Here is a 22,453-nt window from a genome sequence, read left to right as displayed (position 1 = left end):
GGCCGACGCGCGACTGAGGCCAGCCCAAGATGGCCCCGCCGCGAGGCGGGGCCAATCCTTTCGGCCCCGGCAGCGCCGGCGCAACCATCCTGCCCGTTCCCCTCATTCAGTTTGTGTGGTTCAAACCACAGCGACCCGAGGCCGTCGACAGACGTATTGTGGTTCAAACCACACTTCCATCTTCGCACGCTCTGAGCTGTATCAGCGGTCATGGTGCTTCCCGCGCGAACTGGAGGGGCTCTCTGGTCGGCCCAGTGTACGGCCGGCGGAGCCCGCCTCAAGGACGCGCGGTGCCCCCAAAATGCTGACGCATTTCGGCTCCCCCACGCGCCGCCTCTGGCGGTCGGCTGCGCCGATCCTTGACCCGGTCTCCACCAACGCGTGGCGCGCCTTCGTCCATTCGAGACGAAGGAGGTTCTCATGACGATGCCGATCGATCAGCAGATTGCCGAACTCAAGGCCGAACTGAACATTGGCTGCCTGACACCGCGTGAGCGCCGCGACGCGCAGCGCGAGCTGGAAGTCCTGACCGAGCAGGACCGCAGCGAGGCCGAGACGGCGTACTTCGCGGAAGTCGAACGCTGGGCTGCGGTTCACGCAGCGGAGCTTGCCGCACTGCCGTTCTGAGCATCACGAATTGAACTGGCCGGTCTGACGCGATACGCGTCGGGCCGGCTTTTCGCATGTCGCCCGCGCCTGCGCTTGCTTCGCTGCGGCAGGCGCGAGTTGTCCATGGCGCCTCGGCTGCGGTGTGGTTTGAACCACACCGTCACGTCATCGCCGCGATCGGCCGTCAGAAGGCGTCCCGCATCGGAATTGCCGGGACCAGCGTCATGTCGCGTTCGCCATGAAGACCATCGTGATCAACAACCAGAAGGGCGGCGTCGGTAAGACGACGCTCGCCGTCCACCTTGCCTGGCACCTCGCCGAGACCGGCGGTCGCGTGCTGCTGATCGACGCGGATGCCCAGGGCAACGCCACCGACACGATGAAGCGGCATCGCGGCGACGTCACCGCCGCCGAGCTGTTTCGGCCGGGCAGGGCGCCTGTCGCTGGCGGAGCCGACGGGATCACGCTGGCTGCCTCGGACAGCTCGCTCACCGACGTTGACCGAGGAGATGCGGCCGGCATCCAGCAGTTCCGCGACAATCTTCGCTCGGTGAGCGATGCATTCGACGTCTGCGTCATCGACACGCCGCCTTCGCTGGGCCTGCGCAGCGTGGCCGCGCTCGTCGCCGCGACCCATGTGCTGTCGCCGATCTACCTCGAAGACTATTCGGTGAAGGGCGTGAAGGGGCTGCTCCAGACCGTGATCGGCGTGCAGCAGCGCTATGGCCGTTCCGACATGAGATTTTTGGGGCTGCTGCCGTCGAACTTCAACACGAAGTCGCCGCGCCAGCGGGCGCATCTCGATCAGCTTCTGCGCGAGGCCGGCAAGTACGTGTTTCCGGGCCACATCGTCGCGCGCGACGGCTATGCCGAGGCGGTGGCGGAGGGCGTTCCGGTCTGGACGTTGAAGAAGCGCTCGGCGCAGGAGGCCGGTCGCGAGATCCGCACCGTGCTGTCGCGCATCGTCGAGCAGATGGGGTGATCGCATGGCGCTGGATTTGAGCTTCAAGGACCTTGCGGACGTCGCTGTCGGCAACCCGTCAGACGGCCGGCCGCTCAAGGTCACGCTGGACCTGATCGACGAGGATCCCGACCAGCCGCGGCGCGAGTTCTCCGAGCAGGAACTACAAAACCTTGCGGCCTCGATCCTGATCGACGGCATTCTCCAGCCGATCGTGGTCAGGCGCTCGGAGCAGGCTGACCGCTACATCATCGTGATGGGCGCACGGCGCTATCGCGCGGCAAAGCTCGCCGAGCTCAATGAGGCGCCCATCTTCATTCAGGACGGTGATGAAGCGAACCCTTACGCTCAGATGGTCGAGAATGTGTAGGGCGGTGACAAAACCAACCAGTGGAGCGCCGGTGATTGTGCTGGTTCGGGCGGCGTAAAACCCGTCCACTGGATAGGCTGGTCCCTTTTGGGGTTGGCGGGGATGTTCGCTGTGGAGGTCTACGCGGCGGTTCGTGATTTTGTTTTCAACCAGGATAAGAGCCGTCGGGAGGCGGCTCGTGTTTTCGGTCTGAGCCGCGAGACGATCGCGAAGATGTGCCGGTTCTCGCTGCCGCCGGGGTACACGCGAACGAAGCCTGCCGGGAAGCCGAAGCTGGGTCCCCTGCTGCCGGTAATCGACGCGATCCTGGAGGCTGACCGGAGCGCCCCGGTGAAGCAGCGCCACACGGCCAAGCGGATCTTCGAACGTCTGCGCGACGAGCATGGCTTTGCCGGCGGCTACACGGTGGTGAAGGATTACGTGCGGATCGGCCGGGCGCGCGGGCGCGAGACCTTCGTGCCGCTGGCGCACCCGCCGGGACACGCCCAGGTGGATTTCGGCGAGGCGATCGCGGTGATTGGCGGGGTTCGGCAGAAGATCCATTTCTTCTGCATGGACCTGCCGCAGTCGGACGCCTGCTTCGTGAAGGCCTATCCCCGGGAGACGACGGAAGCATTCCTGGACGGGCACGTCTCGGCGTTCGGCTTCTTCGATGGGGTGCCGCTGTCGATCCTGTACGACAACACGCGCATCGCGGTGGCGAAGATCTGTGGCGAGGGCCGGCGGGAGCGCACGCGCGCCTTCACGGAGTTGGTGAGCCACTACCTGTTCCGGGATCGCTTCGGCCGTCCAGGCAAGGGCAACGACAAGGGTAAGGTCGAGGGCCTGGTCAAGTACGCCCGCTCGAACTTCATGACGCCGATCCCGGTGGCGGCGAGCTTTGAGGCGCTGAACGCCAGGCTGGCCGAGCGTTGCCGTCTCCGGCAGGGCGACCGAGCCGGACGGCACACTGGGACGATCGGAGAACGGCTTGTCGCCGATCTGGCGGCGTTGCGCGACCTGCCGGCCGTGCCGCTGGAGCCGTGCGAGAAGCGCAGCGCACGGGTCTCCTCGACCGCATTGGTGCGCTACCGCTCCAACGACTATTCCGTGCCGACGGCTTATGGCTTCCAGGATGTCGTGGTGAAGGGCTTCGTCGATGCGGTCGTGATCCTGTGCGGCGGAGACGAGATTGCCCGTCACCCGCGCTGCTATGGCGAGGGCGTGTTCGTCTCCAACCCGCTGCATTATCTGGCGCTGATCGAGACCAAGCCCAATGCGCTCGACCAGGCGGCGGCGTTGCAAGGCTGGGATCTGCCCGAGGTCTTCCAGCACCTGCGCCATCTGCTGGAAGCTCGCATGGGCAACCGCGGCAAGCGCGAGTTCATCCAGGTGCTGCGGCTGCTGGAGGCGATGCCGCGGGATATCGTGAGCTTCGCCGTGACCGAGGCGATCCGGCTCGGCGCCATCGGCTTCGACGCGGTCAAGCTGATCGCGCTGGCGCGGATCGAGCGCAGGCCGGCCCGTCTCGACCTGTCGGCCTATCCCCACCTGCCGAAGACGACGGTCAGGACGACCTCGGCCGCCGACTATGCCGTGCTTCTGCCAGAGGAAGCAGCATGACCAGCGACGCGATGCCGACGGGAACGACCAGCGGCACGCCACAGGTTCTGCTGGCGCATCATCTCAAGCAGCTGAAGCTGCCGACGGTGCTGCGCGAGTACGACAAGGTCGCCCGCGAATGCGCACGTGATGGCGTCGATCATCCGCGCTATCTGCTGCGCCTGATCGAGCTCGAACTCATCGACCGCGAGCGCCGCACGGTCGAGCGGCGCATCCGGGCGGCGCGCTTCCCGGCGGTGAAGAGCTTCGACACCTTCGATTTCGCCGCCATCCCCGGCCTCAACAAGATGCTCGTCCTGGAACTGGCGCGCTGTGGCTACATCCTGCGCCGGGAGAACATCATCGCGCTCGGCAATAGCGGCACCGGCAAGACCCATGTCGCGCTGGCGCTTGGGCTGGCGGCTTGCCAGAAGGGCTTCTCCGTCACGTTCACGACCGCGGCTTCTCTGGTCAACCAGTTGCTGGAGGCCCGCGACGAGCGCCGCCTGCTCAGGCTTCAGCGCGATCTGCAGGCGGTCAAGCTGCTCATCGTCGACGAACTCGGCTATGTGCCGTTGTCGCCGACCGGTGCCGAACTCTTGTTCGAGACGTTCTCGCAGCGCTACGAGCGCGGCTCGACCATCGTCACCTCGAACCTGCCCTTCGAGGACTGGACCTCGGTCCTGGGATCGGAAAGGCTGACCGGCGCGCTGCTCGACCGGCTCACCCACCACGTCAGCATCCTCGCCATGAACGGCGATAGCTACCGTCTCAAGCAATCCGCCGGCCGCCGGCGCCCCACCGCCGCGGCGGAGCAAAACCAGGCCACCACAGAGCGCGTCGATCCCGACACCGGCGAGATAACCGGAGGCTGATCAGAAACGAACGCGACGATATGCAAAGGGCCCCGATCGGGGCCCTTTGCATATCGTCCTCCGGCGCCGCCACTGGCCTGCTTTTACTCCGCCCCGATGGCCTGGAATCCGACCGCCGTTGACAAAGCGCTCTGCCGATGCCGAGCGGAAGGAAACCCAACGCAAAAAGATGAAGAGTGACGGCCTGGGCCAGCTCAATCTGGTCGTGCCGATAGAGGGGCCAGCCCGCGAGCTCCTGCACCATCTCGCCAAGACCGATCTCGATGAAGCCCGGTCGGAAGCCGTCAGGATTGTTGCTGCGAACCCCCAGATCGCTGAACTGAGCGTGAGGCTCGGCTCGGGTCTCAAACCGGATCTAGGGGTTCTCACGCTACGGCAAGCGGTCCGCATTCTACGCCGAATCGATCGGGAGCCACCCGTTCGCGCGGCAATGAGAGCAGTGTTCAAGGATGGGCAGATCGCAGAGCTGGTCAGCTGCCTATGCCAAGACAAGTTGCTGGTTGAAAGGCTGTATCTGGTCCTGTCAGGTCGCAGGGGCAAACGGTCTGGCGGCCTCTTCGCTCGCGCTCGAGCGCTCCTATCGCTGGCCTACTGCCTCTGGCTGCGAGGCAAGTAAGCAGCCCCGCTAGTTCCTGGGTCTGCCACCCTTCGGCACCCTCCGAGAGTAGGCCTCGAAATCTAGCCCGTAGAACTGGCTCCATTCGATGCCGGCAGGCATCGGCGCTTCCGCAAAATGCTGCAGCTCCTCGTCCGTCAGGACTGGATCGTACCCGTCATGCTCATCCTGCACGGCGTGGCCGAGCTGCAAGCGCAGAGCCCGACCATCGGTAGACCGGGAGCGTTCATGGCGAAAATTTTGCGGAGCGCAAACCATGGAATGTGCCTGCGATCGCGGGATCGACTTCGGCCTTCCTATAAAGCCGCCCCATACGCTTCTGGGCGGCATCGGCAGGATCGCTCGCCTTCATCAAATGCTCGAACACGGGGCCGTCGGCCTTTTTGGCCCAGGCGATGAAGCCGCAGCGGGCAAAGAAGTCATTGAGGACGTAGTAGCGCAGCGAAGCGGCGGACTTCGCCGGAACGCGGGTCACGACACCATCGACATTCTGCGTACCAACCGGGAAGACGCACCAGGCGTTGTTGTAGCGCAGGATCTGCTCGCGACGCAGGAACGTCAGGAGCCCGATGCGGCGGCCCGTCAGGATCGCCAGCGGCGGCAGCATCGCATCGGACAGGATCCCGGTGGCGATACCAGCCGCGACGACCTTGCCGATCTCGGTCTTGTCCGGTGCCAGCCGCGGCATCGGCGGTGCGGCATTGACAGGGATCGTGGGGACATCGGTCAGGCCGTGCTGGAGCCGCTTGTCGTTGCAGGCCCGGACAATCATGGTCCGGATGCGGCCGACATAGGACTGGATGGTACTCTCGGCGAGACCCGCTCCCTTTCGGACCTTGTTGGCGTCGATGATCTCATCGAGTTTCGCAATGTCGAAGCCGGGTTGCTTGGTCAGTTTCGCCGGCATCCAGCTCAATCGGTTGGCGAAGCGCTGCAGGTCGTCGTTGGCATAGCTGTCGATCGGTCGGTCGCCGATCAGCGCGATGAAGATGTCTCGGCGTAGGCGAAGGCTGGAGATGTCGGCGCAGTCGGCGCCATGTGTTTCGACTTTGGCGGCAATCGCCTTATCGGCGGCTTCGCTGAACAGCGGACCGCGCCACTCCCCCGGGGCCGGGCCGATACGGGACAGCAGGTTCTGCTCGAGCCCGTTCAATCGCTCGGCCATCGCGCTCATCGTCTGCTCGACCCGATCAATCGCCGTTCCGCCCAGACGGGGCATGCCGAGCAGGTCGCGCGCCCCGTTCTCCGAGCGCAGCGCTTCGACGAAGGGCTTTTCGAACCGGATGTCCTCGCAAGCGAAGGCACCGGCACTGGCCGCACGCTGACGTCCGATCTCGCCCAGAGCGTCGAAGACTGCGGCAATGGCCTTGTCCTGCACCGCCGGCGAGAGTGCGCCAGGCTTCAGGGCGCCAAGGCCGAGCAGGATCGGCATGGCGGCCTGCAGCGAATGCGACACGTCATCACGCAGTGCAGTTGCAGTCCCGCTCGCCAACGCGTTCGCCCTCCGCGCGAATTCCATATGAGCCAGTCCCGCCAGCGCCGTCGCCAGAGGACGGGCCTGCGAATTCGGCATGGCACCAAGGGTCAGACGGATCGGAGAAAGTGTCAAACCAGGATCGAGTCGGCGCGGGACCCGGATCTGGAAGACGAAGGCGTCACCGTTTCGGGTGAGGTGCACGGTTACAATCCCGGTTACAATGCGGGATGGCGGAGAACTAAGTGGCTGATTTTGCTGACTGGGATAATGTGGCGGAGACGGAGGGATTCGAACCCTCGATACCCTTTTGGGGTATGCTCATTTAGCAAACGAGTGCCTTCAGCCTCTCGGCCACGTCTCCGTTGGATGCTCTATGCCCGATGGCCGCCCGCTTTGACAAGCCGTCGCGCCGACATTCCCGCCGCTTTCTCCAAGGCGCCCCGGACGTGTTGCGCCGCTTTGGCGCGATCGTGACGGCAAAGCCGACGAAGCGACTGGACAGCCCCGCCATCACTGGCTATACCGCGCCGACCAACAGGGATGCGGCTGACGCGTCCCCGGCGCCCAGATAGCTCAGTTGGTAGAGCATGCGACTGAAAATCGCAGTGTCGCTGGTTCGATTCCAGCTCTGGGCACCATTCCTTTTTCCTCAGTCTACATCATCTCCTCGGCCCGTTCCCGGGCCCGGGCCGGCACGTCGCCGCGCCTGACCTCGCACGATCACGGCGCTGACGAGCAGCCTCCTGCACTTGCATGTCGGCCGCGCCGCATCCGGCGTTGAAGCGCGTCTCGCGCTGTGGTCGTCTCCTGCCCAACAAGCCGCCGCGGCCCCGATGGTCGCGAGCGGAGGCCCGTGAGGACAGCCATGCGCATCGCCAGAATCGAACCCTTCATCCTGCATATTCCCGTCACCGGCGGGTCGATCGCCGATTCGACGCATCGGATCAGCCATTGGGGCGTGGTCGGCACCAAGATCGTCACGGAGGAGGGGCTGGAGGGCTATGGCTTCACCGGCACGCATGCCGATCTGGCCTCCGACCGGCTGATCACCGCCTGCATCCGTGACTGCTATGCCCCGCTGCTGGTCGGCGAGGATGCGTCCGAGACCAACCGGCTCTGGGTCAAGCTCGCCCGGCATCCGGCGCTGCAATGGGTCGGCCGCGCCGGCATCACCCAGCTCGCGCTCGCCGCGGTGGATGTCGCGCTCTGGGATCTGAAGGCGAAGAAGGCCGGCGTGCCGCTCTGGCACTGGCTCGGCGGCGCCAGCAAGCCGAAGCTCGAGGCCTACAACACCGATATCGGCTGGCTTTCGATCCCCAGGGACCAGCTCGTCGAGGGCTGCCGGAGGGCCGTCGAGCAGGACGGCTTCCACCGCATCAAGGTCAAGGTCGGCCATGCCGATCCCGGCATCGACATCGGCCGGCTCGAGGCGGTGCGGCGGGCGGTCGGCCCGCATGTTTCGCTCGCCATCGACGGCAACGGCAAATGGGATCTGCCGACCTGCAAGCGCTTCTGCGCCCGCGCCGAGCCGCTCGACATCTTCTGGTTCGAGGAGCCGCTCTGGTATGACGATGTCGGCTCGCATGCGGCCCTCGCTCGCGACACGTCGATCCCCGTCGCGCTCGGCGAGCAGCTCTATTCGCTGGACGCCTTCCGCGCCTTCATCGCGGCGGATGCCATCCACTACGTCCAGCCCGATGTGACCCGGCTCGGCGGTATCACCGAATACATTCAGGTCGCCGATCTCGCTCTGGCGAGCCGCCTGCCGGTTGCGCCCCATGCCGGCGAGATGAGCCAGGTCCATGTCCATCTAGCCTATTGGCACCAGGCGACGCCGGTTCTGGAATACATCCCCTGGATCAAGGACGCCTTCGAGGAGCCAGCCAATGTCGTCGATGGCTGCTTTCTGAAGCCGCAGCGGCCCGGCGCCGGCACGACGCCCACGAGCGACGCCTTCGCCCGCTTCGCCAAGCCGCTGGGCTGACTCCTCTCATGAGGGGGGACATGGCTGCGCGGCGGCCCGGGAATGGCTGGCAGGGTTGCCCGAGCGGCCCGCCGTGCCTAGATTGGGGTCGATCCGTTGGGGTGCCGCAAGGCTGAGAGGCGCAAGTCGCCAACCCATCGAACCTGATCCGGATAATGCCGGCGAAGGGAACGGTCGTCGCAGTGTCGCTTCACCCGTCCTGCCACGTCCGCAGCCTTCACGGCCGCGAGGGTAGGGCATGCCGCACGCATCCATCCAGTCCCGGTCCAACCCGCCGCTGCGGGTCGGCATCGTCGGTGCCGGCGTCGTCGGCCTCGCCTGCGCGGTCGAACTGCTCGGCCGTGGCGACGAGGTCGAGATTTTCGAGAGGGGCGACACGGCTGGCGCGAAAGCCTGCTCCTGGTGGGCCGGCGGCATGCTCGCGCCCTGGTGCGAGGGCGAGAGCGCCGAGGAGCCGGTCGTGCGGCTTGGCCAGGAGGCCGCCGCCTGGTGGGAGCGCCATGTCGAGGGCGTCGTCCGCAAGGGCACGCTCGTGGTCGCCCCCAGTCGCGATCGCGCCGAACTGCGCCGCTTCGCCAGCCGCACCTCCCATCTCGTCGAGATCGAGGCCGAGGCCATCGCCGCGCTCGAGCCTGATCTCGCCGGACGTTTTGGCAAGGCGCTGTTCTTCGAAAGCGAGGGCCATCTCGATCCGCGCCTCGCCTTGGCAGGGCTGGCGGCGAAGGTGGTCGCGCTGGGCGGGCGCATCCATTACGGCCGCGAGGTCGCCCCCGAGGATGTGGCTGCCGACGCCGTGCTGGACTGCCGGGGGCTCGCCGCCCGCGAGGCGCTGCCCGATCTGCGCGGCGTCAAGGGCGAGATGCTGCTGCTGCGCACCCGCGACGTCACCCTGTCGCGCCCCATTCGGCTGCTGCATCCGCGCATCCCGCTCTATATCGTGCCGCGTGCGGACGGCATCTTCATGGTCGGCGCGACGATGATCGAGGGCGGCGACCGCAGCGCCGTCACCGCGCGTTCGATGCTGGAGCTGCTCGGCGGCGCCTATGCGCTGCATCCGGCCTTCGGCGAGGCGCAGATCGTCGAGATCGGCGTCGATGCGCGCCCGGCCTTCCCCGACAACCTGCCGCGTTTGACGCGCCGTGGCCGGGTCATCCATGTCAACGGCTTCTATCGGCACGGTTTTCTGCTGAGCCCCGCCATGGCGCGGCTGGCGGCGGACGCCCTGCTCGATCCCGCCAGCATTCCGGAGAGGCTCCATGACGTTGCTGCTTAACGGCGAGCCGCGCGAGGTCGCCGCCACCACGCTCGATCAGGCGCTGGCCGAGCTCGGCTATGCCGGCAAGGTCGTGGCCACCGCGGTGAACGGCGATTTCGTCCCGGCCCGCAAGCGCGAGACCGTCACGCTCGCGGAGGGCGACCGCATCGAGGTCGTCGCCCCGATGCAGGGCGGCTGAGAGGACCACCGACATGGCGAGCTTCTATGGTTTCGAGCCGAAGAGCCGGCTCTTCCTCGGCACGGCGCAATATCCGTCCCCCGCCATCCTGGCGGAAGCGGTGAAGGCGTCGGGCGTCGAGATCGTGACTGTCTCGCTGCGGCGCGAGGCCGGGGAGGGCGGGGCGGGGCAGGCCTTCTGGTCGCTGATCCGCGATCTGGGCGTGCGCGTGCTGCCCAACACGGCCGGCTGCCACGGTGTCAAGGAAGCCGTCACCACCGCCCAGATGGCGCGAGAGGTCTTCGGCACGAACTGGATCAAGCTCGAGGTCATCGGCGAGGACGACACGCTCCAGCCCGATGTCGTAGGCCTGATCGAGGCGGCGCGCATCCTCACCAATGACGGCTTCGAGGTCTTCCCCTACACCACCGAGGATCTCGTCGTTGGCGGGCGCCTGCTCGATGCCGGCTGCGAGGTGCTGATGCCCTGGGGCGCGCCGATCGGCTCCGGGCGGGGGCTCAACAATGTCTACGGCCTGCGCAGCATGCGCGCGCATTTCCCCGGCATTCCGCTCGTGGTCGATGCCGGCATCGGTCTGCCCTCTCACGCCGCCCAGGCGATGGAACTGGGCTATGACGCGATCCTGCTCAACACGGCTGTGGCCAAGGCAGGCGACCCCGTCCGGATGGCGCAGGCCTTCGCCCAGGCGATCGAGGCCGGTCGCGATGCGTTCGAAGCTCAGCCGATCGAGGCGCGCGACATGGCCGCACCCTCGACCCCGGTCATGGGCAAGGCGTTCCTCTCGTGAAAGCATCCACCGTGAAGCTCGACCCGTTCTACCCGATCTTCGACAGCGCCGACTGGCTCGCCCGCATGCTGCCGCTCGGCGTCAAACTGGTGCAGCTGCGCGTCAAGGACCGGAGCGAAGCCGAGACCGGCCGCGAAATCGCCCGGGCGAAGACCCTTTGCGCGCAGGCCGGCTGTGTCCTGGTCGTGAACGATTACTGGCGGCTGGCCATCGAGGAGGGCTGCGACTTCGTCCATCTCGGCCAGGAGGATCTCGACGGCGCCGATCTCGCGGCGATCCGCAAGGCCGGGATGCGGCTCGGCGTCAGCAGCCATGACGAGGCGGAGCTGGAGCGCGCGCTGAGCACGCAGCCGGACTATGTCGCGCTCGGCCCGGTCTACCCGACCATCCTGAAAGCGATGAAATGGGCGCCGCAGGGGCTGGGCCGTGTCACCGACTGGAAGCGCCGGATCGGCGCCATCCCGCTCGTCGGCATCGGCGGTGTCTCGCTGGAGCGCGCGCCGGGCGTGTTCGAGGCCGGCGCCGACATCGTCTCGGCAGTCACCGACATCACGCTGAACGCCGATCCGGAAGCCCGGCTGAAGGCCTGGATCGCGGCGACGCGTGGTAAAGCGCAAATCACCTGAACGCGGTCATCCCGGGCGCAGCGAAGCGGAGACCCGGGATCCATTCCGGAGCGCTGTCCGGGTAGGTTCAGGAATGGATCCCGGATCTGCGCCGCATGCGCGGCTTGTCCGGGATGACCTGCGCGTGAACTGGGTCTGACAGACGCGCGCCCTCAAACGCTCTCCACCGCCGCATGCCCGTCGACATGGCCGAGGCTGCGCTCGGGATCGAGCCGGTCGCGCACGCGCTGCTTCAGCACCTTGGAATCGGGGAAGCCGCCCTCGCTCTTGCGGTCCCAGATCAGCTCGCCCTCGTAATGGATCTGGAAGATGCCGCCGGTGCGCGGGATCAGCGCGACCTCGCCGAGATCCTGCCCGAAGGTCGAGAGCAGCTCCTGGCCGAGCCAGGCGGCGCGCAGCATCCACTGGCACATCGAGCAATAGGTGATGGTGATGCGGGGCAGGGGCTTGGTCTCGGTCATGGGGCACCTCGGGCGTCGATGCCCGATGCATCGGCCGCGGAGGTCCGGCTGGCAACCCCTCTCAAGGCATGACCGGCCGGCGTGAAGAGGCGTCTAAGTCATTGTTTAGAATAGCTTTAAGGAGCGGGAACATAAGCCATCAGAGCGTCGGCCACCCGAGGGGCGGCATGAGGGACTGGCCTATGCTGCCATTCGCGCCAAGCGCGGCCCGCCCTTCATCGCGCCGCCGAGATTTGCAATCAGCGCTCTCAATCCTGCTATCAAGGTGGTCACCCATCAGGAAAAGGCGTCGACATGACCAAGGACTTCACCGGCAAGCGTGTGATCGTGATGGGCGGCAGCCGGGGCATCGGGCGCTCGATCGCGCTGGGCTTCGCCGCCGGCGGGGCCGCCGTGTCGATCTGCGCGCGCAATCCAGGCCCGCTCGAGACGACGCGCCGCGAGATCGAGGCGCAGGGCGTCCTGGCCCATTCGGCCAGCGTCGATCTCGCCGATGCGGCTGCCATCCAAGCCTATGTGCCGGAGGCGGTGAAGGCGCTGGCCGGGCTCGACGTGATCGTCAACAACGCCTCGGGCTTCGGCCATAGCGACGACGAGGAGGGCTGGGCCGCCTCGCTGAGCGTCGACATGATGGCGATCGTGCGCGGCAGCCATGCCGCGATCCCGCATCTGAAGCCGGGCTCCTCGATCATCAACATCTCGTCGATCTCGGCGCTGCGGGCCTCGTCGCGCTCGGCGCCCTATGGCGCGGTCAAGGCCGCCGTGATCCACTACACCGCCAGCCAGGCCAAGATGCTGGCGGCGAAGGGCATTCGCGTGAACGGCGTCGCGCCGGGCTCGATCGAGTTTCCCGGCGGCACCTGGGAGGACCGCAGGACCTCCAACCCCGCTCTCTACAACGCGACGCTGGCCAGCATCCCCTTCGGCCGCATGGGCAAGCCGGAAGAGGTTGCCGAGGTCGTGCTGTTCCTGGCCTCGGCCAAGGCGAGCTGGGTCACCGCCCAGACCATCGTCGTCGATGGCGGCCAGCTCGTCGGGCCCTGAGAGGGGCTCAGCCCTGCGTGGTGTAACGCGCCCGCAGATGCGCCTTGAACACCCCGGCATCGAGCGGGCGGCCCGTCGCCTGCGTCAGCAGATCGTCGGTCTCCAGCAGGCAGCCCAGGCTGTGGATGTTGGTCCTCAGCCAGGCCAGCAGCGGCGCAAAATCGCCCCGGCCGATGCCGGGCAGGATCTCGGGCTGCGCCTGGCAGGCCGCCGCGAAGATCTGCGCGGCGGTCATGGCGCCCAGCGTATAGGTCGGGAAATAGCCCCAGCCGCCGCTCGGCCAATGGACGTCCTGCAGGCAGCCGAGCCGGTCATGGGGCACGGTCACGCCAAGCAGATCCTTCATGCCGGCATTCCAGGCGGCGGGAAGCTCAGACAGCGGCATGGCGTCGGCGATCAGCGCCTTTTCCAGCCGGTAGCGCAGGATGACATGGGCCGGATAGGTCACCTCGTCGGCATCGACGCGGATGAAACCCGGCTCGACCCTGGTGTAGCGCCGCCATAGCGCGTCGGTCTCCCAGGCCGGGCCCGAGCCACCGAAAGCCTCGCGCATCAGCGGCGCGGCATAGGCGATGAACTCTTCGGAGCGGCAGGCCTGCATCTCGACCAGCAGCGACTGGCTCTCATGCAGGCTCATGCCGCGGGCCTGTCCGACCGGCTGGTGGAGATAGCCTTGCGGCCGGCCCTGCTCGTAGAGCGCATGCCCGGTCTCGTGCAGCACGCCCATCAGCGCCTTGGCGAAATCGGCCTCGTCATAGCGGGTGGTGATGCGCACATCGTTGTCGGCGCCGCCGCAGAAGGGATGGGTGGAGACGTCGAGCCGCCCGCGCTCGAAATCATAGCCCAGCGCCGCCATCATCCTGAGGCCCAGCGCCCGCTGCGCCTCGATCGCGAAGGGCCCTTCCGGATCGGGCGCCTGTGGGCGCCGCGCCTGAACCGCCAGCACCTCCTGCGTGAAGTCCGGCAGGAAGGCGGCGAGATCGTCGAAGAGCGCATCGATCTTGGCCGAGCGGCCGCCCGGCTCGTAGTCGTTCAGCAGCGCGTCGTAAGGCGAGAGCCCGAGCTTCTCGCCCTTGGCCCGGCCGATCTCCCGCTGCAGCGTGAGCACCTCGGCGAGGAAGGGCAGCAGTCCGGCGAAATCGCTCTCCGCCCGCGCCTGCCGCCAGCGCATCTCGCAGGCCGAGATCGCCTTGGAGGAGGCCTCGACGAGATCGGCCGGCAGGGCGGTTTCCACCGTCCAGAGCCGCCGGATCTCGCGCAGATTGGCCCGCTCCCAGGGCCCGAGCCCAGCATCCGCGTCGGCATCCGCCAGCCAATCGCCGATGCGGGCATCGGTGGTCAGCCCGTGATGCATCACCCGCAGCAGCGCCAGGCTCTCGGCCCGCGTGCCGGCCGCGCCCGCGGGCATCATCACGTCATTGTCCCATTGCAGGATGCCGATGGCGTTCCCGAGCGCGGCGGCCCGGCCGAAATGGGCGGAGAGGTTGGCATAGGCGGTCATGGCGTGTCCTCGGGTCTCGATTGCGGGCCGCCACGGGTGCGGCTAGCATTCGTCATCTGATGCGGTGCTGGAGCGTGAACCCCATGGCGGTCAAGGCTTTGGCATGCGCCGGTCTGTTGGTCCTGTGCGCCTGCCAGGGCACCATCCCGACCTATGGGTTCCAACCCCTGGCGGGACCGCCGGCCATCCCGTCGGGCGAGGCCGATGCGACCTGCCTCGGCCGTGCGGCGGCGGCCAAGCGCGCGGCGGCCGCCGACATCTGGGCCCAAGGCGGCGAACCCGCCTATCACCAGACCTACGCCGCCTGCATGGCGTCCTTCGGCTGGAAGCGCATCGTGGTCAGCTCCTACCGCTACGGCTGAGCCTGCCTCAGCCGAACAGCGTCTTGAACTGGCGGGGCTGCGAGCGGAGATACTGGTTGGGCACCTTGACCGTGGCGCCGAGCTGCGCGGCGGCGTGCCAGGGCCAGCGCGGATCGTAGAGGATGCCCCGCGCAATACCGACGAGATCGGCGTCGCCCGTGCCGACGATCGCCTCTGCCTGCTCGGCCTCGGTGATCAGCCCGACCGCGATGGTCGGCAGGCCGGTCGCCTGCTTCACCGCCCGCGCGAAGGGCACCTGGTAATTCGGCCCGAGCGGGATCTGCTGCGCGCCGGAATTGCCGCCGCTGGAGACATGGATGAAATCGGCCGCGCGCGCCTTCAGCGCCTGCGAAAAGGCGAGCGTCTGCTCGAGGTCCCAGCCACCCGGCACCCAGTCGGTCGCCGACAGCCGCACGCCGACCGGGTAGCCGGCGGGGACCACGGCCTTCACCGCCTCGAAGGCGGCGAGCGGGAAGCGCATCCGGTTCTCCAGCGAACCGCCGAAATCATCCTCGCGCTTGTTGGAGAGCGGCGAGAGGAACTGGTGCATCAGATAGCCATGGGCGGCGTGCAGCTCGATCGCGGCGAAGCCCAGCCGCACCGAGCGCCGGGCCGCTTCCGCGAACTGCTCGCAGAGCCTGGCGATGTCGTCGCTCGTCAGCGCGCGGGGCTGGCGTGCATGGCCGTCGAAGGCGACCGGGGAGGGGGCGATCGTCTGCCAGCCGCCGGCATCGAGGGTGAGCTGACCGCCGCCATGCCAGGGCTGCGCAACGGAGGCCTTGCGGCCCGCATGGGCGAGCTGGATCGCGATCGGCATGTCGGAATGAGCGCGCACGGCTTTCAGCGTCCTGGCCAGCGCGGCCTCCGTCCCGTCGTCCCACAGCCCGACATCCTGCGGGCTGATGCGCCCGGCCGGCTCGACGGCCGTCGCCTCGATGATCAGCAGGCCGGCGCCCGAATGCGAGAGATTGCCGAGATGGATCGTGTGCCAGTCGGTCGTATGGCCGTTCTCGGCCGAATACTGGCACATCGGCGCAATGACGATGCGGTTGGCGAGGGTCAACCCGCCGATCTGGTAGGGGCTGAAGAGCTGGCTCATGGAAAATCCCGTGGCATGAAAAGCTTGCGATCATCACGCGGCGCGCGGCCGAGTCCAGTCGCGGCAGCGGGCGACTGCCATGCGGCGTCCGCGCTCACGATCCTGTCAGCCCATCAGCCGCTCGGGGCAGGCTTCCGGTAAGGCACCCGCACCCCCTGCTCGGCGAAGGTGCTCCGGTTGCTCTGCTGGTGCTTCTTGACCTCCGCCCGGGCCACCGTGCGCAGATGCACCTCGTCGGGCCCGTCGATGAAGCGCAGAGCCCGGCCCCATGAGTAGATGAAGGCCAGCGGCGTGTCGTTGGAGAGCCCCGCGGCGCCGAAGACCTGCATCGCCCGGTCGGCGATCTTCGTCTGCAGCCGCGTCGCCACCACCTTGATCGCCGAGACCTCGGTGCGGGCGGCCTTGTTGCCGTGGGTGTCCATCATCCAGGCGGCGCGCAGGCAGAGCAGCCGCGCCTGGTCGATCTCCATGCGCCCCTCGGCGATCCAGTCCTGCACATTGGCGTAGTCGGAGAGGGTGCGGCCGAAGGCCTTGCGCTGCAAAGCCCGCTCCACCATCAGCGCGAGCGCCACTTCGCATTGCCCGATCGAGCGCATGCAGTGGTGGATACGACCCGGCCCCAACCGCGCCTGCGCCAGCGCAAAGCCCGCGCCCTCCTCGCCCAGCAGGTTGGTGGCGGGCACGCGCACGGCGTCGAAATCGGTCTCGGTATGCCCCTCCGGCGAATGGTGGTTGAGCAGCGGCAGGTTGCGCATGACGCTGACGCCGGCTGCGTCCATCGGCACGATGATCATCGAGTGGCGCTTGTGCGGGTCGGCATCCTCAGCGAGGTCCGACAGCCCCATCACGATGCAGAATTTGACGTTGGGATGCAGCGCCCCGGTCGTCCACCATTTGCGGCCGGTGACGATGTAGTCGTCGCCGTCGCGGATGATCGTGGTCTGCAGGTTCGTCGGGTCGGAGGACGCGACGCCGGGCTCGGTGATGCCGACGCAGGAGCGAATCTCGCCATTCAGGAGCGGATTCAGCCAGCGCGCCCGCTGCTCCGGCGTCGCGAAGAGATGAAGGATCTCCATGTTGCCGGTGTCGGGGGCGTTGCAGTTGAACACCTCCGACGACCAGTAGATCCGCCCCATGATCTCGGCCAACGGCGCATATTCGAGGTTGGAGAGCCGCGTGCCCGGCTCGTCGGGCTTGAGCGCCGGCAGGAACAGGTTCCACAGCCCTTCCGCCTTGGCCCGCGCCTTCAGCCCGTCGATCAGCGCGATCGGATAGCGCCCAGCCTCAACCTCCTCGCGCCAGCGGGCATCGGCGGGCTGGACATGGGCGTCCATGAACGCCTGCAAACGCGTACGCAGTTCCTCGACACGGGCGGAATAGGCGAAATCCATGGTGTGTCCTCGTCGGCCTGATCGCTGCAATTCTGAAACGCGCCGTCATCCTGGGGCGACCGCAGGTCGGCCCGGGATCCACCATAGGGCAAAGCTGGGCCCGATGATGGATCCCGGCCTGCGCGGCTTCGCCGCTGGTCCAGGATGACGGAGCGCTGGATTGTGGCTTCGTCCCTCACGCGTCCCCGATCACGGCCTCTGCGCGCAGCGCGAAACTCGCCGCCATCTCGCCCACCGCGACCGCATTCTCGGCCGCGGCGTTGCCGGCTTTCGCCCGCGCCGCGATGCCGTCGAGGATCACCGCGAAGCGCAGCAGCGAGAAGGCGAGATGGAACCGGCCCGGCCCCTCGGCACGGCCGGCAGCCCTGCAGTAGCGGTCGAGATAGGCGGCTTGTGTGGGAATGCCCAGCGCCTGCCGGTCGAGGCCGACGATGCCGGCATACATGGCGGGCGTCGAATGCCAGGGCAGGCAGGAAAAGGCGACATCCGAGAGCGGGTGCCCCAGCGTCGAGAGCTCCCAGTCGAGCACGGCGATCACCTCGGGCCGATCGGGCGCGAACATCAGGTTCCCGAGCCGGAAATCCCCATGGACGATCGTCGTCTCGGGCGTCTCGTCGAGATGCTCCGCCAGCCAGGCGAAGACGCGGTCGACCGCCGGGATGGCCTGCGTCTTCGTCTCCTGCCATTGCCGGCCCCAGCGCGCGATCTGGCGGGCGTAGTAGTTGCCGGGCTTGCCGTAATCGGCCAGCCCCGCCGCCTGCCAGTCGAAGCCGTGCAGGGCTGCCAGCGTCTCCGCCATGGCAAAATACATCGCTTCGCGGTCGCCGGGGGGCACGCCGGGCAGGGCGGTGTCGTGGAAGACGCGGCCCTCCAGCCGCTCCATCAGGTAGAAGGGCGTGCCGACCACGCCCTCATCCGCCTCGAACAGCACGACGGGCGGCACCGGGACGGCGGACCCCGCCAGCGCCTTGAGGATCCGATATTCGCGATCGACCGCATGGGCCGAGGGCAGCAGTGGCCCGGGCGGCTTCTTGCGCAGGACGAGTCGGGTGCCCGCGTCCGGATAGGACAGGAAGAAGGTGGGGTTCGACTGCCCGCCGCTGATCCGTTCCAGCGTCATCGGCCCTGCGGCCCGGCCGGGCAAAGCGGAGCGCAGATAGGCATCGAGGCGGGCGGCGTCGAATTCGGGGGCGACGGAGGCTGGGCCGGCTGACATGGCCGGCATCATCGTGAGCGCAGGGGCGAAGGTCAACGCGGCCTGCGCCCTGTCGGCTGCCGACGCGACGTCACGCCGCGCGCAGGTTGGACAGGAAATCTGAAACGACGTCGCTGATCAGGCCGGCCGAGGCCTCGACCTGGACCGCCGCACTGTCGAGTTCGATCGACATCTTGGCGACGTCGCCGATCGACAGCCGCGCCGCCTGGGCCGAATCGAGCCCCTCCCGCGTACGCCGCGCCGCCTCCTGCGTGTCGGAGACCATGCCGCTGGTCGCCATCGATTGCTCCTGCACGGTCCCGGCGATGGATGCCGCCGATTGCTCGAGGCGTCCGATCGTATGGCTGATCGAGCCGACATGCCGGACGCAGGACTCTGTCGCCGATTGCACCTGCGCGATCTGGGTGGCGATGTCGCCCGTGGCGCTGGCCGTCTGGTGCGCCAGGGATTTGACCTCGCTGGCGACGACCGCAAAGCCCCGGCCGGCCGCTCCCGCACGCGCCGCCTCGATCGTGGCGTTGAGGGCCAGCAGGTTGGTCTTGTTGGCGATCTGCTGGATCAGCGTGACGATCGAGCCGATCCGGCTGGTGGCGTCGGTCAGCACCGCCATCGACTCGGCGACCTGCCGCGTGTCCGCGACGGCCTCCGCCGTGGTCGCGAAGCTTTGCCGGGTTTCGCTGCTGACATGGTCGAGCGCGCTGACCAGATCGTTCGTGGCCGCGACCGCACGGTCGATCCGGTCTGTGCAGGCGCGGGCGGCGTCCTCGGCCAGGGTCGCCTCCCGGTCGGCCTGGTCGGAGCGGTAGAGGCTCATCGCGGCGTAGTCGCGCAGGGTGCTGGCGGCGATCCTCAGGCTCTGGGACAGCTGCCCGATCTGGCCCTGGAAGGAGGACGCCGCGACATGCAGTTCGGTTTCGCGCTGCGTCAGGCTGATGCGGCTCGCCCGCTGATGGCAGGAGGTCGCGGCCAGCGCGTCGCACAGGATCAGCCGCGTCAGGGCCGCGGCGTCGGCGATCGCGGCGCGGCTGCTGAAGCGCCGCCGCCGTCCGATCTCCGCAAACAACGGCTCGATCAGCCGCAGCGCCGTGCCCAGCCGCGTGCGAATGCCCATCGCATCGCCGAATGCGCTCGTCGCGGCCCGGTTCAGATTCGCCGCGTAGCTTTCTCCGAACTCGCCTTTGAACAGCAGTTCGAGATGCCGCTGCTCGGCCTCGACGATCGGCTGCCGGTGCCGCTCGACATGCACCTTCATGTCGGGCACGGATCGCTCGAGATGCTCGCAATAGGCGGTGCAGGCCGGACCGGCTCCAGCCGTCACGACCGGCAGGAGCGAGCGCGCGACGCTGCGGGCGCGGTCGTCCACGCCCGATGCCAGCAACAATCTGTCGATGGCCGCGCCCGTGATCGCCACGGGCCGCGCGCTGGGGGGAGGGGGAGCCGGATTCTGGGTCAAGATGCGCCTTCGCCGAAATGTCGTCGAATGCGACCCTCTCACGAGTCCCCTGAAGAATTTTGCGCGAAATTAAGTGGCTTTTTAAGCCGAATCCAACCCGTAGAGCGAGTGTAACGTGCGCACCGCGAGCTCGGTATAGGCGGCGTCGATCAGCACCGAGAACTTGATCTCGGAGGTGGTGATGGCGCGGATGTTGATGCCCTTTTCCGACAGCGCCCGGAAGGCGCGCGCCGCGACGCCGGCATGGCTGCGCATGCCGACGCCGATCGCCGAAACCTTGACCACGTCGGTCGCGCCCTGCAGCGCCTGGTAGTGGATCTGCCCCTGCAGGCTTTCCAGCAGCGTCCGCGAGCGCTCGTAATCGGCGGTCGGTACGGTGAAGGTGATGTCGGTCGTCGCTTGGTCGTCGGAGACGACCTGGATGATCATGTCGACATTGATGTTGGCGTCGGCCAGCGGGCCGAAGATCGCGGCGGCGATGCCGGGCTTGTCGGCCACGCGCCGGAGCGTGATCTGGGCTTCGTCGCGCGAGAACGCGATGCCGGTGACGATCTGCTGTTCCACGATGTCGTCCTCGTCGCAGATGAGGGTGCCGGGATTGGGATGGTTGGGGTCGTCGAAGGAGGAGCGCACATAGGTCGGCACGCGATGCACCATCGCGATCTCGACCGAGCGGACCTGGAGGACCTTGGAGCCGAGCGAGGCCATCTCCAGCATCTCCTCGAAGGAGACCCGGTCCATGCGCCGCGCCTTGGGCACCACGCGTGGATCGGTCGTATAGACGCCGTCGACATCGGTGTAGATGTCGCAGCGATCCGCCTTGAGGCCCGCCGCGATCGCGACCGCCGAAGTGTCCGAGCCCCCGCGCCCCAGCGTGACGATGCGGTTGGTCTGCGCGTGCATGCCCTGGAAGCCCGAGCACACCGCGATCTCGCGGTTGCGGTCGAAGCCGGCGAGGATGCCTGCCCCGTCGACGCTCTCGATGCGCGAGGAACCATGCGCGTCCGAGCCGTAGATCGGAATCTGCCAGCCCTGCCAGGAGCGCGCCGGCAGCCCCATCTCCTGCAGCACGATCGCCATCAGGCCGGAGGTGACCTGCTCGCCCGACGCCACCACGACGTCGTATTCGGCGCGGTCATGGAGCGCGGACGCTTCCTTGCACCAGCCGACCAGTTCGTTGGTCTTGCCGGACATGGCGGAGACGACGACCGCGACCTCATGGCCGGCGTCGAATTCGCGTTTGACGTGAAGCGCCGAGTTGCGGATTCGCTCGATCGTGGCGACGGACGTGCCGCCGAATTTCATCACCAGACGGGCCATGGCGGTCCAGAGGCTCTCGCATCTTGCAAATCCCGGCAGCCGGGACGAAAGGTCACCCTCGCGCCTGGCGCGGGGCGGGTGTAGATGACGGGCAGCGGCGGGCCTGTCAATGCGACGAGGCCCGCTCGGCAGCGAATGGAGCATCACCATGGCGGCGACCGCGCAGCGCGACGGCGCGACCCGGACCGGTTCGACGATCGATCCCGCCGAGGTGGCGCGGTTCGAGGGCATCGCCAGGACCTGGTGGGACCCGAAGGGCCCGATGGCCGTCCTGCACAAGTTCAACCCCGTCAGGCTCGCCTATATCCGCGACCTCGCCTGCGAGCGCTTCGGCCGCGATCCCTGGACGATGCAGGCGTTGGAGGGGCTGAGCCTGGTCGATATCGGCTGTGGCGGCGGCGTGCTCTGCGAGCCGCTGGCGCGGCTCGGCGCACAGGTGACCGGGCTTGATCCGGCCCCGACCAACATCGCCGTGGCGAGCGCCCATGCCGAAGCCGGCGGACTGTCGATCGATTACCGCCAGCAGACCATCGAGGCGCTGGTGGCCGAAGGCGCGCGCTTCGACATCGTGCTCGCGATGGAGGTGGTCGAGCATGTCGCCGATGTCGAGGCCTTCGTCACCGCCTGCTGCGCGGCGGTGAAGCCCGGCGGCCTGCTCGTCATGGCGACGCTGAACCGCACGCTGAAATCCTATGCGCTGGCCATCGTCGGTGCCGAATACGTTCTGCGCTGGCTGCCGCGCGGCACCCATGACTGGGACAAGTTCGTGACGCCCGACGAACTGGGCGACGCGATCACGCGCGGCGGGCTGGAACTGGGCGACAGCACCGGCGTGGTCTACAACCCGTTCACGGATCGCTGGTCGGCATCGCGCGACACCGACGTCAACTACATGCTGGCGGCGCACCGCCCCGCCTGAGCGCTGCGGCACGTCTCGCGCGGCTGCGTCAAAGCCAGCGCCGGATCGTCGTCAGCATGATCAGCAGGACCAGGCTAGCGCCCAGCGCGATGAAGGACGTGGTCAGCGCCGGGTTGGTGCCGATCGTCAGGCCGAGCTTGCGCCAGAGCAGGGCGCCCAGGATGGCACCGGTCAGCCCCACCGCGCTGTTGATGGCGACGCCGAAGCCGCCATCGCCCAGAAGCAGGTCCGAAAGCCAGCCGAACAGCAGCACCACGACCGCGACGATCGCCAGGAACACCACGAGTTGCGGCGTCGACAGGTTCGGCAGTCCCAGCATCAGCATCAGCGCGCGCATGGTGTATCCT

General features: G+C 67.6%; 23 protein-coding genes, 2 tRNA genes and 1 riboswitch. Of the genes, 15 read left to right on the top strand and 10 right to left on the bottom strand.

All coding sequences use genetic code 11. The features are described from left to right. Positions 1-420: 420 nt before the first annotated feature. The 6 genes from Q8S38_RS13600 (at position 421) to Q8S38_RS13575 (ending at position 5,012) form a co-directional block, all read left to right on the top strand. On the top strand, positions 421-627 hold the full coding sequence (locus tag Q8S38_RS13600; RefSeq protein WP_305680948.1) for a hypothetical protein: 207 nt from the start codon (positions 421-423) through the stop codon (positions 625-627). Positions 628-847: 220 nt separating this feature from the next. Continuing rightward, the gene (locus Q8S38_RS13595; protein ID WP_305680947.1) at positions 848-1,591 is read left to right on the top strand and encodes a ParA family protein; all 744 of its coding nucleotides are present in this window, start codon (positions 848-850) and stop codon (positions 1,589-1,591) included. A 4-nt stretch (positions 1,592-1,595) separates the two neighbouring features. Further along, complete coding sequence (locus Q8S38_RS13590) at positions 1,596-1,940, top strand: ParB/RepB/Spo0J family partition protein (RefSeq protein WP_305680946.1); 345 nt, start codon at positions 1,596-1,598, stop codon at positions 1,938-1,940. A 102-nt stretch (positions 1,941-2,042) separates the two neighbouring features. Further along, on the top strand, positions 2,043-3,542 hold the full coding sequence (gene istA, locus Q8S38_RS13585; RefSeq protein ID WP_305680945.1) for an IS21 family transposase: 1,500 nt from the start codon (positions 2,043-2,045) through the stop codon (positions 3,540-3,542). An 11-nt stretch (positions 3,543-3,553) separates the two neighbouring features. Then, positions 3,554-4,396 carry an IS21-like element helper ATPase IstB gene (istB, locus tag Q8S38_RS13580; protein WP_068075174.1) on the top strand — a complete coding sequence of 281 codons (843 nt, stop codon included), beginning with the start codon at positions 3,554-3,556 and terminating at the stop codon, positions 4,394-4,396. A 118-nt stretch (positions 4,397-4,514) separates the two neighbouring features. Beyond that, complete coding sequence (locus Q8S38_RS13575) at positions 4,515-5,012, top strand: hypothetical protein (RefSeq protein WP_305680944.1); 498 nt, start codon at positions 4,515-4,517, stop codon at positions 5,010-5,012. A gap of 226 nt (positions 5,013-5,238) precedes the next feature. Here Q8S38_RS13575 and Q8S38_RS13570 read toward each other — a convergent pair whose 3' ends face one another. Further along, on the bottom strand, positions 5,239-6,690 hold the full coding sequence (locus Q8S38_RS13570; protein ID WP_305680943.1) for a site-specific integrase: 1,452 nt from the start codon (positions 6,688-6,690) through the stop codon (positions 5,239-5,241). 69 nt (positions 6,691-6,759) lie between these two features. Then, positions 6,760-6,850, bottom strand: a tRNA-Ser gene (locus Q8S38_RS13565). Positions 6,851-7,051: 201 nt separating this feature from the next. On the opposite strand from Q8S38_RS13565, the gene Q8S38_RS13560 reads away from it, so the two are divergent. From Q8S38_RS13560 to Q8S38_RS13535, 6 genes are all read left to right on the top strand, one after another. Further along, positions 7,052-7,127: transfer RNA gene (locus Q8S38_RS13560), tRNA-Phe, on the top strand. A 227-nt stretch (positions 7,128-7,354) separates the two neighbouring features. Further along, positions 7,355-8,473, top strand: coding sequence for a mandelate racemase/muconate lactonizing enzyme family protein (locus Q8S38_RS13555; protein ID WP_305680942.1), 1,119 nt, complete (start codon positions 7,355-7,357; stop codon positions 8,471-8,473). An 87-nt stretch (positions 8,474-8,560) separates the two neighbouring features. Continuing rightward, positions 8,561-8,660: riboswitch (TPP riboswitch) on the top strand. A gap of 90 nt (positions 8,661-8,750) precedes the next feature. Continuing rightward, positions 8,751-9,746 (top strand): glycine oxidase ThiO, encoded by a 996-nt coding sequence (gene thiO / locus Q8S38_RS13550; protein ID WP_305680969.1) that lies wholly within the window; start codon positions 8,751-8,753, stop codon positions 9,744-9,746. Beyond that, the gene (gene thiS / locus Q8S38_RS13545; RefSeq protein WP_305680941.1) at positions 9,730-9,927 is read left to right on the top strand and encodes a sulfur carrier protein ThiS; all 198 of its coding nucleotides are present in this window, start codon (positions 9,730-9,732) and stop codon (positions 9,925-9,927) included. The genes thiO and thiS overlap by 17 nt, the downstream gene beginning before the upstream one ends. A 13-nt stretch (positions 9,928-9,940) precedes the next feature. After that, positions 9,941-10,714 carry a thiazole synthase gene (locus Q8S38_RS13540; RefSeq protein ID WP_305680940.1) on the top strand — a complete coding sequence of 258 codons (774 nt, stop codon included), beginning with the start codon at positions 9,941-9,943 and terminating at the stop codon, positions 10,712-10,714. 11 nt (positions 10,715-10,725) lie between these two features. After that, positions 10,726-11,340: a thiamine phosphate synthase gene (locus Q8S38_RS13535; RefSeq protein ID WP_305680968.1), complete on the top strand. Its 615-nt coding sequence runs from the start codon at positions 10,726-10,728 to the stop codon at positions 11,338-11,340. A 152-nt stretch (positions 11,341-11,492) separates the two neighbouring features. Here Q8S38_RS13535 and Q8S38_RS13530 read toward each other — a convergent pair whose 3' ends face one another. Beyond that, a complete protein-coding gene (locus Q8S38_RS13530) occupies positions 11,493-11,801 on the bottom strand; it encodes an Rdx family protein (RefSeq protein WP_305680939.1) in 309 nt (102 codons plus the stop codon). A gap of 294 nt (positions 11,802-12,095) precedes the next feature. On the opposite strand from Q8S38_RS13530, the gene Q8S38_RS13525 reads away from it, so the two are divergent. Continuing rightward, on the top strand, positions 12,096-12,845 hold the full coding sequence (locus tag Q8S38_RS13525; protein ID WP_305680938.1) for an SDR family NAD(P)-dependent oxidoreductase: 750 nt from the start codon (positions 12,096-12,098) through the stop codon (positions 12,843-12,845). Between the two features lie 7 nt (positions 12,846-12,852). On the opposite strand, the gene Q8S38_RS13520 is transcribed toward Q8S38_RS13525, so the two are convergent. Continuing rightward, positions 12,853-14,346, bottom strand: coding sequence for a carboxypeptidase M32 (locus Q8S38_RS13520; protein ID WP_305680937.1), 1,494 nt, complete (start codon positions 14,344-14,346; stop codon positions 12,853-12,855). 83 nt (positions 14,347-14,429) lie between these two features. Here Q8S38_RS13520 and Q8S38_RS13515 point away from each other — a divergent pair, with 83 nt between their 5' ends. Beyond that, entirely contained in the window at positions 14,430-14,708 is a 279-nt protein-coding gene (locus Q8S38_RS13515) for a hypothetical protein (RefSeq protein ID WP_305680936.1), read from the top strand. 7 nt (positions 14,709-14,715) lie between these two features. Here Q8S38_RS13515 and Q8S38_RS13510 read toward each other — a convergent pair whose 3' ends face one another. The 5 genes from Q8S38_RS13510 to Q8S38_RS13490 form a co-directional block, all read right to left on the bottom strand. Beyond that, on the bottom strand, positions 14,716-15,807 hold the full coding sequence (locus Q8S38_RS13510) for an NADH:flavin oxidoreductase/NADH oxidase (RefSeq protein ID WP_305680935.1): 1,092 nt from the start codon (positions 15,805-15,807) through the stop codon (positions 14,716-14,718). 113 nt (positions 15,808-15,920) lie between these two features. Then, positions 15,921-17,198 (bottom strand): acyl-CoA dehydrogenase family protein, encoded by a 1,278-nt coding sequence (locus Q8S38_RS13505; RefSeq protein ID WP_305680934.1) that lies wholly within the window; start codon positions 17,196-17,198, stop codon positions 15,921-15,923. Between the two features lie 175 nt (positions 17,199-17,373). Continuing rightward, positions 17,374-18,414 carry a phosphotransferase family protein gene (locus Q8S38_RS13500; RefSeq protein WP_305680933.1) on the bottom strand — a complete coding sequence of 347 codons (1,041 nt, stop codon included), beginning with the start codon at positions 18,412-18,414 and terminating at the stop codon, positions 17,374-17,376. Between the two features lie 70 nt (positions 18,415-18,484). Then, positions 18,485-19,867 carry a methyl-accepting chemotaxis protein gene (locus Q8S38_RS13495; protein WP_305680932.1) on the bottom strand — a complete coding sequence of 461 codons (1,383 nt, stop codon included), beginning with the start codon at positions 19,865-19,867 and terminating at the stop codon, positions 18,485-18,487. Between the two features lie 81 nt (positions 19,868-19,948). Next, positions 19,949-21,187 carry an aspartate kinase gene (locus Q8S38_RS13490; RefSeq protein ID WP_305680931.1) on the bottom strand — a complete coding sequence of 413 codons (1,239 nt, stop codon included), beginning with the start codon at positions 21,185-21,187 and terminating at the stop codon, positions 19,949-19,951. A 148-nt stretch (positions 21,188-21,335) separates the two neighbouring features. On the opposite strand from Q8S38_RS13490, the gene ubiG reads away from it, so the two are divergent. Beyond that, entirely contained in the window at positions 21,336-22,106 is a 771-nt protein-coding gene (gene ubiG, locus Q8S38_RS13485) for a bifunctional 2-polyprenyl-6-hydroxyphenol methylase/3-demethylubiquinol 3-O-methyltransferase UbiG (protein WP_305680930.1), read from the top strand. A 28-nt stretch (positions 22,107-22,134) separates the two neighbouring features. Here the strand turns inward: ubiG and Q8S38_RS13480 are convergent, their stop codons facing one another. Continuing rightward, complete coding sequence (locus Q8S38_RS13480; RefSeq protein WP_305680929.1) at positions 22,135-22,443, bottom strand: hypothetical protein; 309 nt, start codon at positions 22,441-22,443, stop codon at positions 22,135-22,137. Positions 22,444-22,453: the final 10 nt, after the last annotated feature.

The organism is Allobosea sp. (assembly GCF_030695125.1).
Lineage (GTDB): Bacteria > Pseudomonadota > Alphaproteobacteria > Rhizobiales > Beijerinckiaceae > Allobosea.
This window is presented reverse-complemented; position numbering and strand designations above follow the sequence as displayed.

Bases quoted from the DNA above. Each gene is read 5' to 3' on its own strand.
- Q8S38_RS13600 (WP_305680948.1), top strand. From the start codon at position 421: ATGACGATGCCGATCGATCAGCAGATTGCCGAACTCAAGGCCGAACTG.
- Q8S38_RS13595 (WP_305680947.1), top strand. From the start codon at position 848: ATGAAGACCATCGTGATCAACAACCAGAAGGGCGGCGTCGGTAAGACG.
- Q8S38_RS13590 (WP_305680946.1), top strand. From the start codon at position 1,596: ATGGCGCTGGATTTGAGCTTCAAGGACCTTGCGGACGTCGCTGTCGGC.
- istA (WP_305680945.1), top strand. From the start codon at position 2,043: ATGTTCGCTGTGGAGGTCTACGCGGCGGTTCGTGATTTTGTTTTCAAC.
- istB (WP_068075174.1), top strand. From the start codon at position 3,554: ATGCCGACGGGAACGACCAGCGGCACGCCACAGGTTCTGCTGGCGCAT.
- Q8S38_RS13555 (WP_305680942.1), top strand. From the start codon at position 7,355: ATGCGCATCGCCAGAATCGAACCCTTCATCCTGCATATTCCCGTCACC.
- thiS (WP_305680941.1), top strand. From the start codon at position 9,730: ATGACGTTGCTGCTTAACGGCGAGCCGCGCGAGGTCGCCGCCACCACG.
- Q8S38_RS13540 (WP_305680940.1), top strand. From the start codon at position 9,941: ATGGCGAGCTTCTATGGTTTCGAGCCGAAGAGCCGGCTCTTCCTCGGC.
- Q8S38_RS13530 (WP_305680939.1), bottom strand. From the start codon at position 11,801: ATGACCGAGACCAAGCCCCTGCCCCGCATCACCATCACCTATTGCTCG.
- Q8S38_RS13525 (WP_305680938.1), top strand. From the start codon at position 12,096: ATGACCAAGGACTTCACCGGCAAGCGTGTGATCGTGATGGGCGGCAGC.
- Q8S38_RS13520 (WP_305680937.1), bottom strand. From the start codon at position 14,346: ATGACCGCCTATGCCAACCTCTCCGCCCATTTCGGCCGGGCCGCCGCG.
- Q8S38_RS13515 (WP_305680936.1), top strand. From the start codon at position 14,430: ATGGCGGTCAAGGCTTTGGCATGCGCCGGTCTGTTGGTCCTGTGCGCC.
- Q8S38_RS13510 (WP_305680935.1), bottom strand. From the start codon at position 15,807: ATGAGCCAGCTCTTCAGCCCCTACCAGATCGGCGGGTTGACCCTCGCC.
- Q8S38_RS13505 (WP_305680934.1), bottom strand. From the start codon at position 17,198: ATGGATTTCGCCTATTCCGCCCGTGTCGAGGAACTGCGTACGCGTTTG.
- Q8S38_RS13500 (WP_305680933.1), bottom strand. From the start codon at position 18,414: ATGTCAGCCGGCCCAGCCTCCGTCGCCCCCGAATTCGACGCCGCCCGC.
- Q8S38_RS13490 (WP_305680931.1), bottom strand. From the start codon at position 21,187: ATGGCCCGTCTGGTGATGAAATTCGGCGGCACGTCCGTCGCCACGATC.
- ubiG (WP_305680930.1), top strand. From the start codon at position 21,336: ATGGCGGCGACCGCGCAGCGCGACGGCGCGACCCGGACCGGTTCGACG.
- Q8S38_RS13480 (WP_305680929.1), bottom strand. From the start codon at position 22,443: ATGCGCGCGCTGATGCTGATGCTGGGACTGCCGAACCTGTCGACGCCG.